Origin of the sequence: Paenibacillus sp. FSL F4-0100, assembly GCF_037993005.1 — a bacterium.
Classification (GTDB): Bacteria; Bacillota; Bacilli; order Paenibacillales; family Paenibacillaceae; genus Paenibacillus_AQ.
Map to the genome: position 1 here is coordinate 7,145,417 of NZ_CP150303.1, position 15,684 is coordinate 7,161,100.

16 protein-coding genes and 1 riboswitch are annotated in these 15,684 nt (G+C 51.8%); all 16 genes read right to left on the bottom strand.

Annotation, left to right across the window (positions count from 1 at the left end):
* Positions 1-4: 4 nt before the first annotated feature.
* Complete coding sequence (locus MHH48_RS32500; RefSeq protein WP_076323977.1) at positions 5-382, bottom strand: ATP synthase subunit I; 378 nt, start codon at positions 380-382, stop codon at positions 5-7.
* On the bottom strand, positions 379-609 hold the full coding sequence (locus tag MHH48_RS32505; RefSeq protein WP_076323976.1) for an AtpZ/AtpI family protein: 231 nt from the start codon (positions 607-609) through the stop codon (positions 379-381). The genes MHH48_RS32500 and MHH48_RS32505 overlap by 4 nt, the downstream gene beginning before the upstream one ends.
* Before the next feature lie 175 nt (positions 610-784).
* Positions 785-1,942, bottom strand: coding sequence for a UDP-N-acetylglucosamine 2-epimerase (non-hydrolyzing) (wecB, locus tag MHH48_RS32510; RefSeq protein ID WP_076323975.1), 1,158 nt, complete (start codon positions 1,940-1,942; stop codon positions 785-787).
* A gap of 59 nt (positions 1,943-2,001) precedes the next feature.
* A complete protein-coding gene (gene upp / locus MHH48_RS32515; protein ID WP_076323974.1) occupies positions 2,002-2,631 on the bottom strand; it encodes a uracil phosphoribosyltransferase in 630 nt (209 codons plus the stop codon).
* A gap of 343 nt (positions 2,632-2,974) precedes the next feature.
* Positions 2,975-4,225, bottom strand: a complete 1,251-nt coding sequence (gene glyA / locus MHH48_RS32520; RefSeq protein WP_076323973.1) for a serine hydroxymethyltransferase — start codon at positions 4,223-4,225, stop codon at positions 2,975-2,977.
* 90 nt (positions 4,226-4,315) lie between these two features.
* Positions 4,316-4,900: a TIGR01440 family protein gene (locus tag MHH48_RS32525; RefSeq protein WP_076323972.1), complete on the bottom strand. Its 585-nt coding sequence runs from the start codon at positions 4,898-4,900 to the stop codon at positions 4,316-4,318.
* Positions 4,901-4,983: 83 nt separating this feature from the next.
* The gene (gene rpiB, locus MHH48_RS32530) at positions 4,984-5,448 is read right to left on the bottom strand and encodes a ribose 5-phosphate isomerase B (RefSeq protein WP_076323971.1); all 465 of its coding nucleotides are present in this window, start codon (positions 5,446-5,448) and stop codon (positions 4,984-4,986) included.
* A gap of 114 nt (positions 5,449-5,562) precedes the next feature.
* Positions 5,563-5,644: riboswitch (ZMP/ZTP riboswitch) on the bottom strand.
* 90 nt (positions 5,645-5,734) lie between these two features.
* Positions 5,735-6,322 carry a low molecular weight protein arginine phosphatase gene (locus MHH48_RS32535; protein ID WP_076323970.1) on the bottom strand — a complete coding sequence of 196 codons (588 nt, stop codon included), beginning with the start codon at positions 6,320-6,322 and terminating at the stop codon, positions 5,735-5,737.
* Positions 6,323-6,376: 54 nt separating this feature from the next.
* Complete coding sequence (locus MHH48_RS32540) at positions 6,377-6,940, bottom strand: manganese efflux pump (protein ID WP_083659738.1); 564 nt, start codon at positions 6,938-6,940, stop codon at positions 6,377-6,379.
* 81 nt (positions 6,941-7,021) lie between these two features.
* The gene (locus MHH48_RS32545) at positions 7,022-8,188 is read right to left on the bottom strand and encodes an L-threonylcarbamoyladenylate synthase (RefSeq protein WP_076323969.1); all 1,167 of its coding nucleotides are present in this window, start codon (positions 8,186-8,188) and stop codon (positions 7,022-7,024) included.
* A 198-nt stretch (positions 8,189-8,386) separates the two neighbouring features.
* Positions 8,387-9,082, bottom strand: coding sequence for a stage II sporulation protein R (gene spoIIR, locus MHH48_RS32550; RefSeq protein ID WP_076323968.1), 696 nt, complete (start codon positions 9,080-9,082; stop codon positions 8,387-8,389).
* Between the two features lie 240 nt (positions 9,083-9,322).
* A complete protein-coding gene (locus tag MHH48_RS32555) occupies positions 9,323-10,501 on the bottom strand; it encodes an FtsW/RodA/SpoVE family cell cycle protein (protein ID WP_076323967.1) in 1,179 nt (392 codons plus the stop codon).
* A 318-nt stretch (positions 10,502-10,819) separates the two neighbouring features.
* Positions 10,820-12,007 carry an FtsW/RodA/SpoVE family cell cycle protein gene (locus MHH48_RS32560; RefSeq protein ID WP_076323966.1) on the bottom strand — a complete coding sequence of 396 codons (1,188 nt, stop codon included), beginning with the start codon at positions 12,005-12,007 and terminating at the stop codon, positions 10,820-10,822.
* 133 nt (positions 12,008-12,140) lie between these two features.
* The gene (gene prmC / locus MHH48_RS32565) at positions 12,141-13,031 is read right to left on the bottom strand and encodes a peptide chain release factor N(5)-glutamine methyltransferase (RefSeq protein ID WP_076323965.1); all 891 of its coding nucleotides are present in this window, start codon (positions 13,029-13,031) and stop codon (positions 12,141-12,143) included.
* A gap of 4 nt (positions 13,032-13,035) precedes the next feature.
* Complete coding sequence (gene prfA / locus MHH48_RS32570) at positions 13,036-14,103, bottom strand: peptide chain release factor 1 (RefSeq protein ID WP_076323964.1); 1,068 nt, start codon at positions 14,101-14,103, stop codon at positions 13,036-13,038.
* A 296-nt stretch (positions 14,104-14,399) separates the two neighbouring features.
* Entirely contained in the window at positions 14,400-15,500 is a 1,101-nt protein-coding gene (gene ychF / locus MHH48_RS32575; protein ID WP_076323963.1) for a redox-regulated ATPase YchF, read from the bottom strand.
* Positions 15,501-15,684: the final 184 nt, after the last annotated feature.

The window sequence follows — 15,684 nt, forward strand, 5'->3', positions numbered from 1 at the left end:
CTGATCAATGATTGTTTCTCAAACTGAACACAATGCTGACAGGAATGGTCAACAATTGGGGTATGAACAGACCGGCAATTGCACCGCCGAGTGATACCTGCTCGAGTTTAGCGGCGAAGATAACAATCAGAAATCCGATGCACAATCTCGTAATAAAGCCGAAGTTGTACTTTTTCGGTTCCGGATCGACAGCCAATTGCGCCAGCTGCTGCACTTTCATGGAGAGGAAGCGTACATTAAACAATCCCGCCGCCATGCCCATGATCAACCCCATAAAAATCGGGCGAAATTCCGGATAGAGAGCCCATCCGAGAAACAAGGCAGACAATAAGAGTAATGATACTCTAAATACAGCGTTCACAATGGAAGTCAAATCATTCACGCCTGCGCCCCCAAAAACTTTTTAATGAGAAGAGCGATATTCAAAATCCCTACAAAGAGCCCCGAAAGCGTACCAATGGCAAGCCACACTCTGGGCCCGTCCAAATGATTCATGAGCCATCGCCCGGTAAAAAAACCGATGAGAATGTAAGCGGCAAGCAAACCGCCAGCCCCGCTAATGTATAGCGCTATCAACCAAGGGTTATCTTGACTTTTCGGATTTTTCATATGAACCTCTAATCCCAACTCATTTTACTGAATATTACAAGAGTTTGTCAATGAATCGATTTGATGGATTTACCGTGTAAAATCGGCGTTTTGAGCAGTCTAAATTGCACAAAACGCCGCGGTAACCGTACAGTTCAACTGTATGCTGTCTTCTTGCCCATCAGAATACGGTAAACTATACCTTTGTGAACATTCTGTGAAATTCTTCAGGACGCTCTTTTCGGATGCCGAAATGGTGCAGAATCGCATTGACAATTCGCTGTGAAGCTTGTCCATCACCATACGGATTAGCCGCTTTGCTCATCTTGTCGTAGAGTTCCTGATCAGTCAGAAGAACCTTTATCCGTTCATACACATTCTCCTCCTGGGTGCCTACCAGCTCCAGGGTACCGGCCTCAATGCCCTCCGGACGTTCGGTCGTATCCCGAAGCACCAGGGTCGGCACGCCGAATGACGGAGCTTCCTCTTGCATGCCGCCGGAATCCGTAATAATGAAATGCGTATGGGTGTAGATATTGTTCATATCCACAACATCCAGCGGATCAATCAGCTTGATGCGCGGGTGATCTCCCAGAATGCGATGAGCCGGCTCTTTAACGGCAGGGCTCGGATGTACAGGATATACGATGGCGATATCCTCAAATTCATCGGCAATGCGCTTTACCGCTTCAAATATTTGACGATGCGGCTCCCCTTGGGATTCGCGGCGATGTGCCGTCATCAGGATCAAGCGTTTGCCCTTCGCCCAGTCCAGAACCGGATGGGTATAACCTTCACGCACCGTGTACTGGAACACGTCCGTAGCCGTGTTACCCGTAACATAAATACGGGATTCCGGCTTGTTCTCCTTGCGGAGATTCTCGGCGGACCAGTTCGTCGGCGCAAAGTGAAGATCAGCAAGCACACCGGTCAACTGACGATTCATCTCCTCCGGATAAGGATTCAGCTTGTTCCATGTCCGCAGACCCGCCTCTACATGACCAACCTGAATCTGCTGCAGAAAGGCTGCATAGCTGGCCAGGAACGTTGTCAGCGTATCGCCGTGCACCAGCACGATATCCGGTTTAGCCTCACGAAGAACAGGCTCAAGACCCTCCAGAACGCGCACGGTGATCTCGTTGAGCGTCTGTCGGTCCTTCATGACATCCAAATCATAGTCGGGAACAATCTTGAACACATCCAGCACCTGATCCAGCATTTGCCGATGCTGCGCAGTAACACAAACGACCGATTCAATATGCTCGGGGTGACGTTGAAGCTCCAGAATAAGCGGCGCCATCTTGATTGCTTCGGGGCGGACCCCAAATATCGTCATCACTTTCACTTTTGACATGTTTGAAATACCCCTCTTTGCTTGTTTTCAAATATTCAAGACGTACGAATGACTGGCACTTATTTCGTGCCGTACAGCCGATCCCCTGCATCCCCAAGGCCCGGTACGATGTAGCCATGGTCGTTAAGGCCCTCATCGAGAGCAGCAACATAAATATCCACGTCCGGATGGGCATCATGGACAGCCTTCACACCTTCCGGTGCAGCCACGAGGTTCATCATCTTGATCTGGGTACAGCCGCGTTTCTTCAGCACGTCGATCGCAGCGATGGCGGATCCGCCCGTCGCGAGCATTGGATCAATGACGATCAATTCCCGTTCCGTAACGTCCGTTGGAAGCTTCGTATAATATTCAACAGGCTGAAGCGTTTCGGGGTCACGGAACAATCCGACATGCCCTACCTTTGCTGCAGGAAGCAGCTTGACAACTCCATCCAGCATGCCTAGACCGGCGCGCAGGATCGGAATCAAGCCGAGCATGCGGCCGGAAATGACTTTGCCTTGGGTTTCAGCTACCGGCGTCTGCACGGATATGGATTCAAGAGAAACCTCCCGCGTAATTTCATAAGCCATCAAAGTCGCGACTTCGTCTACCAATTCGCGAAAGTCTTTTGTGTTAGTCCGCATATCGCGGATAAATGTAAGTTTGTGTTGAATCAACGGGTGATCACAAATCACCAATTTTCCCATGTCTGGTCCCTCCGGTTTGAGTACAAATGTTATTTCAATATGGGCGTAAAATATTTGTGAGCTCCATAAATCCTGTCTATTATATCATTCCCTCTAGTCAATTGACACCTGCACGGGTCATGTTTTATTCCATGAGTTTTGACCTTATAACTAAACCGGATCTCCTTCTGCCCTGAACCTAGGTTTTCCATTTTCGCCTATATTGATGCTAACCGCGAAGCTACCTGACTGGGAAAATGAGAGCATAGCAATCTGGCCAGAATGTTTATAGCTCCTAAAAGGACCCCACCTGCATCAGGCGGGGTCCTCTTATCATAGGCTTCTTCTGCGGAGGAGACTGTGATTAATATTTCATTTCAGCATAGAGAGGGTATTGATCTGTAAGCTCAGCCACCAAACGACCTGCGTTTTCAAGCGTTGCCTCGTCTTTCGGCTGCTTCAATGTCATGGCAATAATTTTCGCGATTTTCACCATCGCCTGCTCATCCATACCGCGGGAAGTAACCGCAGGGGTACCGATACGGATACCGCTCGTTACGAACGGGCTGGTTGGATCAAACGGGATGGCATTCTTGTTCACGGTAATCCCGATGGAGTCCAGAACTTTCTCCGCGTCTTTACCGGTGATGTCCAGATTGCGGGTATCCACCAGCATTAGGTGGTTATCGGTTCCGCCGGATACGATATTCAAGCCTTCCTCGATCAGAGTATCTGCCAGCACTTTCGCGTTCTTCACGACATTCTCTGCATACGTCTTGAAGGACGGATCCAATGCTTCGCCAAGCGCAACGGCCTTGGAAGCAATAACATGCATGAGCGGGCCGCCTTGGGAGCCGGGGAATACCGCTTTATCGATCGCTTGCGCCCAAGCTTTTTTGCACAGAATCATACCGCCGCGAGGTCCGCGAAGCGTCTTATGCGTCGTTGTCGTTACAAAATGGGCATGCGGAACCGGATTCGGATGAAGACCTGCCGCAACAAGACCGGCAATATGAGCCATATCAACCATGAACAACGCGCCAACGTCGTTCGCGATAGCAGCAAGCCGTTCAAAATCAATGATGCGAGGATAGGCACTTGCACCCGCTACGATCAGACGAGGGCGATGCTTGAATGCCGCTTTGCGAACTTCGTCGTAATCGATCAGGAACGTATCTTCTTGCACGCCGTAGGCAACAAAGTTGTACAGAAGTCCGGAAGCGTTAACCGGGCTTCCGTGAGTCAAATGGCCGCCATGGGCCAGGTTCATGCCGAGCACGGTATCTCCAGGCTTCAGGGCTGCCAAATATACCGCCATGTTCGCTTGGGCACCGGAGTGCGGCTGAACGTTGGCATGCTCGGCTCCGAACAGTTCTTTGGCACGGTCACGGGCGATATCTTCCACGATATCCACACGCTCACAGCCACCGTAATAGCGTTTGCCAGGGTAGCCTTCCGCATATTTATTCGTCAGCACCGTCCCCATTGCTTCCATAACCGCTTCGCTAACAATATTCTCAGAGGCAATCAGCTCAATGTTGCTGCGCTGACGCTTCAGCTCCAAATCCATCGCTTCCAATACAGCCGGGTCACTCTTCCGCAAATGTTCCATCATGTTCATATCCTCCCATAATCAATCGTTATTTTTTCTTGCAAAGTCAATACTACAAGTTCTCATAATTAAAAAAGCGAGTTCTCATTTGAATCAATCGCATAGTGTGGAATCATCCCTCTGCTCGAGCTGGTACACCGCGCGTTCTCCGCCAATCAGCTTCGGACGGGTATAAGCCGCGGTTACGCGCGCCTCACCGATATAACGCTCGGTCGGTCTGAACGGAACCGCCACTCGCCGCAAGTGCATGCCGATCAGCGTCTCGCCGATATCAACTCCGGCATGTGCTTCAATCGATTCCGCAAGGCAAGGCTCATTTATGCTGCGGTAAGCCGCGGAGGCCATCGACCCGCCCGCTCCCGGAATGGGAACAGCCGCCACTTCCGTCAAGCCCAGCCGCTCGAGCAGCTCGCGTTCCATGACAAGCGCACGGTTCAGATGCTCACAGCATTGATAAGCCACCGCGAAACCGAATTCCGCTTGAACCTCGGCAATGCCCTGAAGGAGCTGCTGCGCTGTTTCAAGAGCGCCGCCTGTACCGATCCGGCGTCCGACCACTTCACTGGTGCTGGCTCCGATGACCAGCACTTTACTAGGTCCTAAGACGGCTGCTTCGGCCAGTTCGCGGACAATACGCGCTGTCTGTTCGTTCAAGGAAACCTTGGAGATATCCGTCATGTCACAGTCCTCCCGATGTTTTTTTCACAGAAGATGCTTCATTCCCCTATCACGATAACCGCAGCCGTAAATTACGCGTTCACTTATCGCGACTCATTCTTCAGGTAACGCTCCTCGATGGCCTTGATCTTGTTTACACGGCCGATATGGCGCTCGCCATGACTGAAATCCGTTGTCAGCCATGCGCTGACGATTTCAGCAGCAAGTCCAGGACCGACGACACGCTCACCCAACGCAATCACGTTGCTGTCGTTATGCTCGCGCGTTGCTTTAGCTGAGAACACATCATGTGTCAGCGCGCAGCGAATGCCCGGTACCTTGTTGGCCGCAATGCTCATGCCGATTCCCGTACCGCAGATCAGAATGCCGCGATCCGCTTCACCCGAGACTACCTTCTCGCACACAGGAAGGGCATAATCGGGATAATCCACGGAATCGGAACAGCCGCAGCCCAGATCCTCCACCTCGTGTCCAAGACCCTGAATGACTTCCACGATCTCCTCTTTCAGACGAATGCCGGCATGATCCGTACCCAATGCAATTTTCATCTATGAAAAACCCCCTCGTATGTTCGCTTTTGCGTTTTAGCTTGTTTCATTATAACCCAAATCGGGCGCAAAAGACGAAAAAAGAGCAGTCGGCGCACGTATTGTGCTCCAATTGCTCTTTGCCCAGGCGACCGGCCGTATATTCCGATGCTCCATCGTGGTTTCATCCACTTCGTCGCCAGTTACACCGGATCATTGTTTTTCAACTTCATCTTAAAGCAATACCATGTGAAAGGCAAGTGGCTTTTTAGCCCAATGGTAGGCTTCATATCGATCAAAGCAAGGCTTAGTTATGCCGATCCGCCTCCAGCTTGTCCAAGAGACGGAACAACGCTGTCCGAATCTCTGCAGCCGTCGCCTCATATTCCTCCCGCGAGCCTCCAAAAGGATCGGAAATATCGAAGCTCGGAATGCGCTGGCGCAGCTCGATCAGACGCTCCCGGTCACGGTCGCTGACGTCGCGGCCCAGCGATCTGGCCAGCTCAAGCGCCGCATACAGACTATCCTGCTCCCGCAGATCATTCAGCACCTGTCGGTCATCCTCAACAAACTCTTTCAGCGTATGCATCTTGTCTGCGGCGTGCGGGAACTGCCTTATAGCATACTGCTTATGCGATTGGGTCAACGTCAGGATCAAGTCTGACCACTCCACCAGATTCGCAGTCAACGGTTTGGACACCAAGCGTTCTTGGATATCCTGGTCTCGTAGTATGGACTCCGCATGATGGGACACCGGCATTCCATCCACGGCCGAGACACCGGCGGACTTCGTTTCCAGCGGGATGCCCCGTTGTTTGGCAAGCTTGCGCAGCATGCCTTCAGCCATTGGACTGCGGCAGGTATTTCCCGTGCAGACAAACAGTATATTTTTCACGGTCCCGTTCCTCCCGTTAATAGGTTCTTTGGGCTTATTGTAACAAATATAACGTCAGAAGATAAACATGGTACCAAATATAACCAAAATCAGTCCGCCCAGCATTTCACCGTACTCCCCCAGCTTATTGCTTACCTGGCGGCCAAGCAGCAAGCCGAGAATGGACAGCAAACCGCCAACCATCCCGAAGGAGATCACGATCAACAGCACATCATCCACAAACATCCCGAGCGAAACGCCTACCGAGAAGGAGTCGATGCTGACGCTAAGCGAAAACAGCAGCATGCCTAAAAATGCGGTAGGATGTATTCGCTGTCCTTCTCCGCCCCGCCAGGCGTTATACATCATATGCCCGCCGAGAAGAAGCAGCAGTCCGCCAGCCGCAAGCCCTGTGACGTGACCCAGTAACATGCCTACATAGCGGCCGGCAAATAAGCCCAGCAGCGGCATCAACATATGAAACAACGCGATCATGAAGCTGATGCCCAGCATATGGCCTAAGCGCATACCGCTTCTCATTCCGACTCCGATTCCAAGCGAAAATGCGTCTAGCCCGAGTGCAACCGCCATCAGCAGAATCGCCGCAAGCTGTCCCGATTGGACAGACGCCTCCAGCATGCCCATTCCCCCAAGTCCCATGGTCTTGTACACCATATGCGGACAAGGGGTAAATGATGCCAAAAGCGTTCATTCAGCAGCTCAATTCACATCGATGATGTGGTGTCCCGCGGCCTTCAACAGCCGGTTCATGACGGCTGCCCCGAGGCCTTGCTCCGGGCACGCTTCGGCCAGAATGAAGGTCGCGCCTTCGTCATCGAATCGGCGCAGGCCGGCGTACAGCCGGCGGGCCGCTTCCTCCGGCGCGGCCAGGCTGCCGAGCGAGACGGCAACGTCCGCGTGGTAGTGACCGATGTGCTCGTCGAATGACAGCACGCCGGTCACCTCCCCGCGCCGGGCGGCCGCCTCAAGCTCGGCCGCGATGCGTGCCGACACCGCGTCGGCACGCGGGCCCTGCACCACGCACATCGCACCCTTCGGTGCGTAGTGCGTGTATTTCATGCCCGGCGAGCGCGGCGCCGGGCTCTCCGCCTCCCCGGCGGCGCGATGCAGCGCCGGGTCCATGCGCACGCTTGCCGCAACCGCGGCAAGCTGCTCCGCCGTGACGCCGCCCGGGCGGAGCACCGTGACGGCCCCGTCTTCGCCGACTTGCACCACCGTCGACTCGACGCCCACCCCGGCCGGGCCGCCGTCGAGGACGCCGTCGATCGCCCCCGCCAGATCCTCCAGGACATGGCTGGCCAGCGTCGGGCTTGGCCGACCGGAACGGTTCGCGCTCGGCGCAGCCAGCGGACGCCCGGCGGCGCTGATCAAAGCCAGCGCCACATTGTGATCCGGCATCCGTACGGCAACGGTATCGAGGCCTGCCGTCACGCGAGGGGAGACAGCACCCGGTTTAACGGGCAGTACCAGCGATAGCGGCCCAGGCCAGAACATTGCCATCAGCGCCCGTTCCGTCTCATTTACATGAAGGACCAAACCGTCAAGCTGAGCTAGCTCCGAAATATGCACAATCAATGGATTGTCCGACGGCCGGCCTTTCGCGGCAAAGACGCGCTCGACCGCTTCCGTATTGCCGGCGTCCGCGCCAAGCCCGTAGACCGTTTCCGTCGGAAAGGCCACCGTTCCACCGAGTTCGAGCACCTGCCCCGCTTCCCCAAGCGCCTGCTTTGCCTCATTCTCCAAACTTAAGCTCTCCCTAGAGAGCGAGTTCGAGACGTGCCACACTTGGGTTGATTTTGCACCAACCTGGCGGAAGCCGTTATCCCGCTGCTGGTTAGGTTCCATGCCGTTCCCGTTCTGTTCCATTCCTATCCCAAACTTTCTGTATATGAAATATATAAACTCCAGTGCGAGTTTTGCCTATGCCCCAAAATAAAAAGCGCTTTTCGTTCTTCAGTCCCGTGCCGGTTCCCATTCAAACCAGTCGCGCCAAAGAGAAAGCACTCTTCTATATCAAAGTTTATCATACCCGATCAGGATTGAAAATCAACCTCGCTCATAATCCTAGAACAAGCTTACCACCCAGTTCCAAATGCCACGGAACATATCCCACAAGAAGAAGCGGACCTCCGGTTCGCTATCGCCTGCGTTCTTCGGAGCTTCCTCTTGGGAAGTTTCGCCAGCCTCAGCAGAAACCGTTTGGATACCTGTGTCAACAGGCTGCGCCGCCGCATCCCCGCTGCCACCATCGATGAAACAAAGCGGCGGGAACAGGACACACCACCAGTTCTGCCCTTGACCTTCTCCTAAAGAAATCCGCAGCGCATCGTAATCGCCGGCCGGATACACCGTGCCCCCGTATAACTTCGTCGGGAACGGCACGACGCCAAGCTCTACGGTGTAATTGTACGTAATTCCCCTTTTCTTCAACTCTTCACCCACCAATTGGCGGATTTCCGGAAGATGCTGCCGGGTTAATTCTTTGGCGTCTTCCAGGCTTTGCGGGTTCTCCAGCTGCAGGACCCAGAGCTGCATTTGCTCAACGACCGAATCACGGATCTCTCGTTTGACCAGCTGATCGGACGGGCTATCGGAATTCGCCAGAATGCGAAGTCGTATCGATTCCTCGGGGATCGGACCGCCAACAACAGAAGCATCAATCTGCTGTCCTTCCCAAGCCATAATGACCATAAACATACAGGATAAGAGCACAACCATTTTCTTCACGATAATACGGAGGGTTTCACTATAATTTTTCATCTTGCCAGCCGCCTCTCTATGAACATCTCTATGATGCTATCAGTATGTCCGCCGGACAAAGATATAAACGCAGAATCTAGCAATTTGATATAAAAATCATAGATTGATGCAGCACGAACCAAAAAAGATGCGACTCCCACGGGAATCGCATCTTCGCCAAGATCGGTTATTCAGTTCATCTGATTGCCGTGCCCCACACTTTTCCGCTGGGGATAGGGCAATTATTGAGCTTCCCGCAAGTTACGCCTGCTTCGAAGCGGCCGGGCGATAGGCATGCGGATCCGGCATATCTTCCTCCACTTCCTGTCCATGCAGCTTCACGCTCATGGCGACACCCAGACTGGCCATACTGATCACAAGGGAAGTTCCCCCGTAACTGATGAAGGGCAGCGTGATCCCGGTCAGCGGCATTAAGCCGATAAACATGCCGATGTTCTCGAAGATCTGATATAAGAACATCGCCACGACTCCTATAATAAGAAACGGCCCCGCACGCTCTCGGGATTCCAGGGAGATCAGGATCAGCCGATGGATCAGGATAAAATATAACAGAAGCAGAACGGAAGATCCGATAAAACCGAATTCCTCGGCAATCTGCACAAATATGGAATCAGAATACGCATATGGCACTCTGCCCGACTGGATCGACGATCCCTGCATGTAGCCCTCGCCGCTCATGCCACCCGAGGCGATGGCAAGCTTCGCATTCGTCGTATGGTAGCTTGCCTTGGCAGTTGCCTTCTCCGGATAGAGCCACGGATCAATCCGTTCCACCCAGTGCGGCTTCAAAATCTTCGATTCCAACAATTCATCATGATAATGAATATAGGCCTGAGCCCCACCGAAGGCTAAGCCTGCCACAAGCGCAAGCCCAATGAGCGCATGGGAGAACTTGACGTTCCCGATCCAGAGCAGCCCCAGCAAAATTACGACATAACTGAGCGCGTTACCCAAATCATTCTGGGCCATAACGAGCGCAAAAGGCACGAATGCCAAAAGTCCGATAGGGACAACGTCCTTCCAGAAAGACAGCAGCGGTTTGTTTTTGCGCACTAATACGAAAGAAAGGAAAATAATCAGGATCAGCTTGAACAATTCAGCAGGCTGTATACTGAGTCCGCCAATGTAAATCCAGCCTTGGGCCCCGTTGATATCCTTACCGATAAACATAACGAGGACCAAAACAGCTAATCCACCCAAGTAAATATATTTAGCATATTTAATCAACAACCGGTAATCCAGCAGACTGATTCCGAAAAAAGCAATGAAACCGACAATGTAAAAGGCAATCATGCGGAGATGAGAGCCTTCGAATTTGGTGTCAACGGTTGTGCTGTATATCGACGTAATGCTGATGCCCATCATCAAAACCAGTACAAAAACAATAACGTAATCCATCTTCTTAAATTTCTGAAGCATTCTTTACGGTCCCCCTGTGCCCGGAGCTGTTAACCCCAACCCCCGGTTTGCCTATACAGGCATATAACGATTATTCAAAAAGAAAGTTTAACGCTGCTTATCGTTGATCCAGATGATATCCGTTAAAAAAAAATCTAAAGGCGACATTACAATGGAGCGTTTCAAGGAGCAGGCCGTGCTTAGCCCCTAATGAAATATTCTAAAAGATTTCCTCCACTAATACAATTCACGGACCGTTCTGTGGATACCAACAAAAAATACAAAAGAGATGCTGCTTTCGATAGCATCTCTTTTGATTCTAAATCCGATAAACGTAAATCAAGCCTGTTTGGGTGGTGCAGAGCGGTACGTTTGAGGATTAGGCATATCCTCCTCCACTTCCTGTCCATGCAGCTTCACACTCATGACAACCCCGAGACATGCCATGTTAATGATGAGTGATGTTCCACCATAACTGATGAAGGGTAGCGTAATCCCTGTCAAAGGCATCAACCCAATAAACATGCCAATATTCTCAAAGATTTGATACAGCAGCATGGCAACAATGCCGATGATTAGAAATGGACCCGCTTTGTCCCGGCTTTCCAATGAAATCAAAATCATTCTGTGAATGAGTATGAAATATAACAACAACAGAATGGAAGAACCGATGAAGCCGTATTCCTCTGCAATTTGCACAAAAATTGAATCCGAATACGTATAAGGTACACGCGAGGATTGTACGGAGCTTCCCTGTAAATACCCTTCTCCGCTCATACCGCCTGAAGCAATGGCCAGCTTCGCATTGTTCGTATGATAACTCGCTTTCGGCGTTGCTTTTTCCGGTATCAGCCATGGGTCAATCCGTTCCATCCAGTGGCCGCGGCTCTCCATGATTTTCGATTCTTTGATTTCATCATGATAGTGGATATAGGCCTGTGCTCCACCGAATGCGATGCCTGCTACCAGCAGCAGCCCGATGAGAGCGTGCGAAAATTTCACATTCCCGATCCATAACAACCCAAGCAAGATGACAATATAGCTCAGTCCATTACCCAAGTCATTCTGAACCATGACAACGGCAAACGGGATAAACGTCAAGAGCCCAATCGGTACAATGTCCCGCCAAAAGGACAACTTCGTTTTATTCTTACGGATAAGAACATAGGTGATAAATATGATCAGCACCAGCTTAAACAATTCCGCAGGTTGAAAATCCACGATACCGAGATTAATCCAACCTGTGGCATTATTTTTGGTCTGGCCGATGAAGGAAGGCAGCAAAAGGGTTAATAACCCGCCGATGTATATATGCAGTGCGTATTTATTCCATAACCGATAATCAATCAAACTGAGCCCAAAAAAGGCTGCAAATCCAAGGATATAAAATATCCCCATCTTGATATGGTGTCTTTCGAATCCGGTGTTGTCGAGCGTGGCACTATATATCGATGTAATACTGACAACCATCAGCATCAACAGTACAAAAACGATAACAAAATCAATTTTCTTGAATTTCTGAAGCATGCTTTGGTCCCCCTGTGCCCGGAGCTGTACACACTGATTTGCCAATTGAGGTAAGGTAACAATCTGTACGACAACAAACATTTAATCGGCTCAGCCCATCATCTATTTTAAAAGAAATCCACCCAGAACACAATTAACGGAAAATTCCCAGAACATGCCTGTCAATCCCCGCCAAATCCGGCACCGTGACGATTTCCTTCCAGTGCCCTGCACTCCGCAGAAGCTCTGCCACATCCTCGGCTTGGCCCATACCCAGCTCAAAGGCGATCAGCCGCGGCGGCGCTGACAGCAAGGGCAGCTGCGCCATCATGATCCGGTACGGATTCAATCCGTCCGGCCCGCCATCCAGTGCCGTTCGCGGCTCATAATCGCGGACTTCGGGCTGAAGTCCCTCAATATCCTCCGCAGGAATGTACGGCGGGTTGGAGACAAGGATGTCCGGGGCCATGCCGGCGAATGGCTCCAACAGGTTCCCCTGCCGAAACTCGACACAGGCGTTCAGCTGCTTCGCATTACGAGCAGCTACCTCCAGCGCATCCGGCGAAATATCACTCGCCAGCAAATCCCATGCCGGCTCCTGCAATGCCAACGTAATGGCGATGGCCCCGCTACCCGTGCCGATATCAATGGCCTGTAGCCTTTCATACGATCGCGGAGTAAGCTCCCGTCCATACTTCAGCACCGCTTCCACGAGCAGCTCCGTTTCCGGACGCGGAATGAGAACCGCCGGCGTAACTTCAAACGGCCTGCCGTAAAATTCCTGTTCGCCGATAATATACTGCGCAGGAACGCCTTGGGCTTTGCGATTGATCGCTTCTTCCAGGGCGTAGCGGCGGTCCGCCGGAAACGGCTCCGCGAGTGCCATATAATATGAGGTTCCCGACAATCCCAGCACATGCTCCAGCAGCAGCTGCGCATTCCGCTGCGGTTCCATTACCCGCAAGCCGTCTAAAAAAGAAGAAGCCTCCACAAAGGCTTCTCTTATGCTGCGCTGCGGCGTCAATTCAAATATCGTCCGCTTCAAAGCGTTATACTCCTTTTTCCATCAGTTCAGCCTGCTCCGCAAGGGTCAGCGCCGAAACGATCTCTTCAATCTCCCCGTTCATCACTTGATCCAGCTTGTGAACGGTAAGTCCGATCCGGTGATCGGTTACACGGCTTTGCGGGAAGTTGTACGTACGGATCCGCTCACTGCGGTCGCCTGTACCTACTTTACTCTTCCGCTCACCGGCATACTTCGCTTCTTCCTCTTGGCGCATCATATCAAAGATACGGGCACGAAGCACCTGCAGCGCCTTATCCTTATTGGAGTTCTGCGATTTGCCATCTTGGCACGTAGCCACAATCCCTGTCGGGATATGCGTTACGCGTACCGCCGACTTGGTGGTGTTAACGGACTGACCGCCTGCACCACTGGAGCAGAAGGTATCCACGCGGATATCCTTGTCATGGATTTCGATATCCACTTCTTCCGCCTCTGGCATGACCGCCACCGTAGAGGTGGATGTATGGATACGACCGCCGGATTCCGTAGCCGGAATACGCTGCACACGGTGCGCGCCGCTCTCAAATTTCATTTTGCTGTAGGCGCCGCGACCATTAATCATGAAGATGACTTCCTTGAAGCCACCCAGATCGTTCGTGTTGACGTCCATCAGTTCAACCTTCCAGCCCTGGGTATCCGCATAACGGGTATACATCCGGTACAGGTCGGAAGCAAACAGTGCCGCCTCGTCGCCGCCGGCTGCGCCACGAATCTCGATGATGACGTTCTTATCATCATTCGGGTCCTTCGGCAGCAGCAAGATCCGAATCTTCTCCGCCAGCTCGCGCTCACGCTGGGTAAGCTCTTCGATCTCCATTTTCACCATTTCGCGCATGTCGTCATCCAACTTTTCGCCCTGCATGGTTTTGGCAGCTTCGAGCTCTTCAATTACATTTTTATATTCAACATAAGCCTCATAAGCAGGCTGTAAATCGGATTGTTCTTTGGAATAATCCCTGAGCTTCTTGGAGTCATTAGCGACATCGGGGTCGCACAACAGCTCACTTAACTTCTCGTAACGGTCCGCAAGGGATTGTAATCGGTCCAACAAAGGAATTCACCTCTCTAAGATATATTCCTGAAGATATGCCTTTTTGCACTCCATTTCGCATCAACAATGAAGTGTAAACGACTTTTTATTTTACCATGAAACGACGTATTTGACTAGCAGGCAGTTGACCGGAAAGAAAGGATCTCTCCCTTCGTGTTTGGCTCCCATTCAGAGGGTGATCCACCTGTCGCAGGGAAAGTCCAGCACTCCTCAGATCATCACTATGATATCTTCAAAAAAACCACGGTCCCATGCACAAAGTGACATGGAGCCATGGCCTTTGAATACTTCAATTCCTACACATTGAAACGGAAGTGCATCACATCGCCGTCATTCACAACGTACTCTTTGCCTTCCAGTCGAAGCTGTCCGCGTTCCTTCGCGCCGTTCATCGATCCGGCCGCAACCAGATCATCGTAAGCTACGACCTCAGCACGGATAAAGCCGCGTTCGAAGTCGGTATGAATCACGCCAGCCGCTTGCGGAGCCTTCGTTCCTTTACGGATCGTCCAGGCACGTACTTCCTGCACGCCTGCCGTAAAGTAGGTGTACAATCCCAGAAGACTGTAAGCCGCCTTGATCAGACGGTTCAAACCGGATTCCTCCAGCCCCAGCTCCTCAAGGAACATCGCTTTGTCCTCGCCCTCAAGCTCGGCAATCTCGGCTTCAACCTTCGCGCTGATCGGAACCACGAGTGCGTTCTCCGCAGCCGCGAAATCACGAACCTGCTGCACGAAAGGATTGCTGTCGGCTTCCGTAACGCCGTCTTCGCTCAGGTTAGCCGCGTATAGCACCGGCTTCAATGTCAGCAGGTGCAAATCACGAACAATCAGCTTCTCATCGTCGCTCAGTTCCACGCTGCGTGCCGGTTGATCGTTGTAAAGGGCTTCCTTCAGGCGCTCCAGCAGTTCTACTTCCTGAGCATACTGCTTATTGCCGCCCTTCATGTTCTTCTTCGCGCGATCGATCCGCTTCTCCACGCTGTCGAGATCCGCTAGGATCAGCTCCAGATTAATCGTCTGGATATCGCTGACCGGGTTTACTTTACCGTCAACGTGGGTAATGTTCTCGTCCTCAAAGCAGCGAACAACATGAACGATGGCATCCACTTCACGAATATGGGCAAGAAACTTGTTCCCAAGGCCTTCCCCTTTGCTCGCCCCGCGAACCAAGCCCGCGATGTCGACGAATTCAAAAGCGGTCGGTACCGTTTTGTTCGGCTGAACCAGTTCGGTCAGTTTGTTGAGGCGCTCATCCGGCACTTCCACGACACCAACGTTAGGATCAATCGTACAGAACGGATAGTTGGCCGATTCGGCGCCCGCTTGCGTGATCGCATTAAACAATGTTGATTTGCCGACGTTTGGCAAACCGACGATTCCTGCTTTTAAAGCCATTTATGTGACAACTCCTTATTAGGTTTACTTCTTTATTTATAAGTATTACACAGCTTTGGTTCTTATCGCCGAAGCTACGAATCGCCAGCTAAACAATCTTATTAATTATAGCAGATACCCGATAGACTTCAACACGAATATACTGCCATCGTTGAATGTGATCCGGGCCCATCACTCCGGCCAT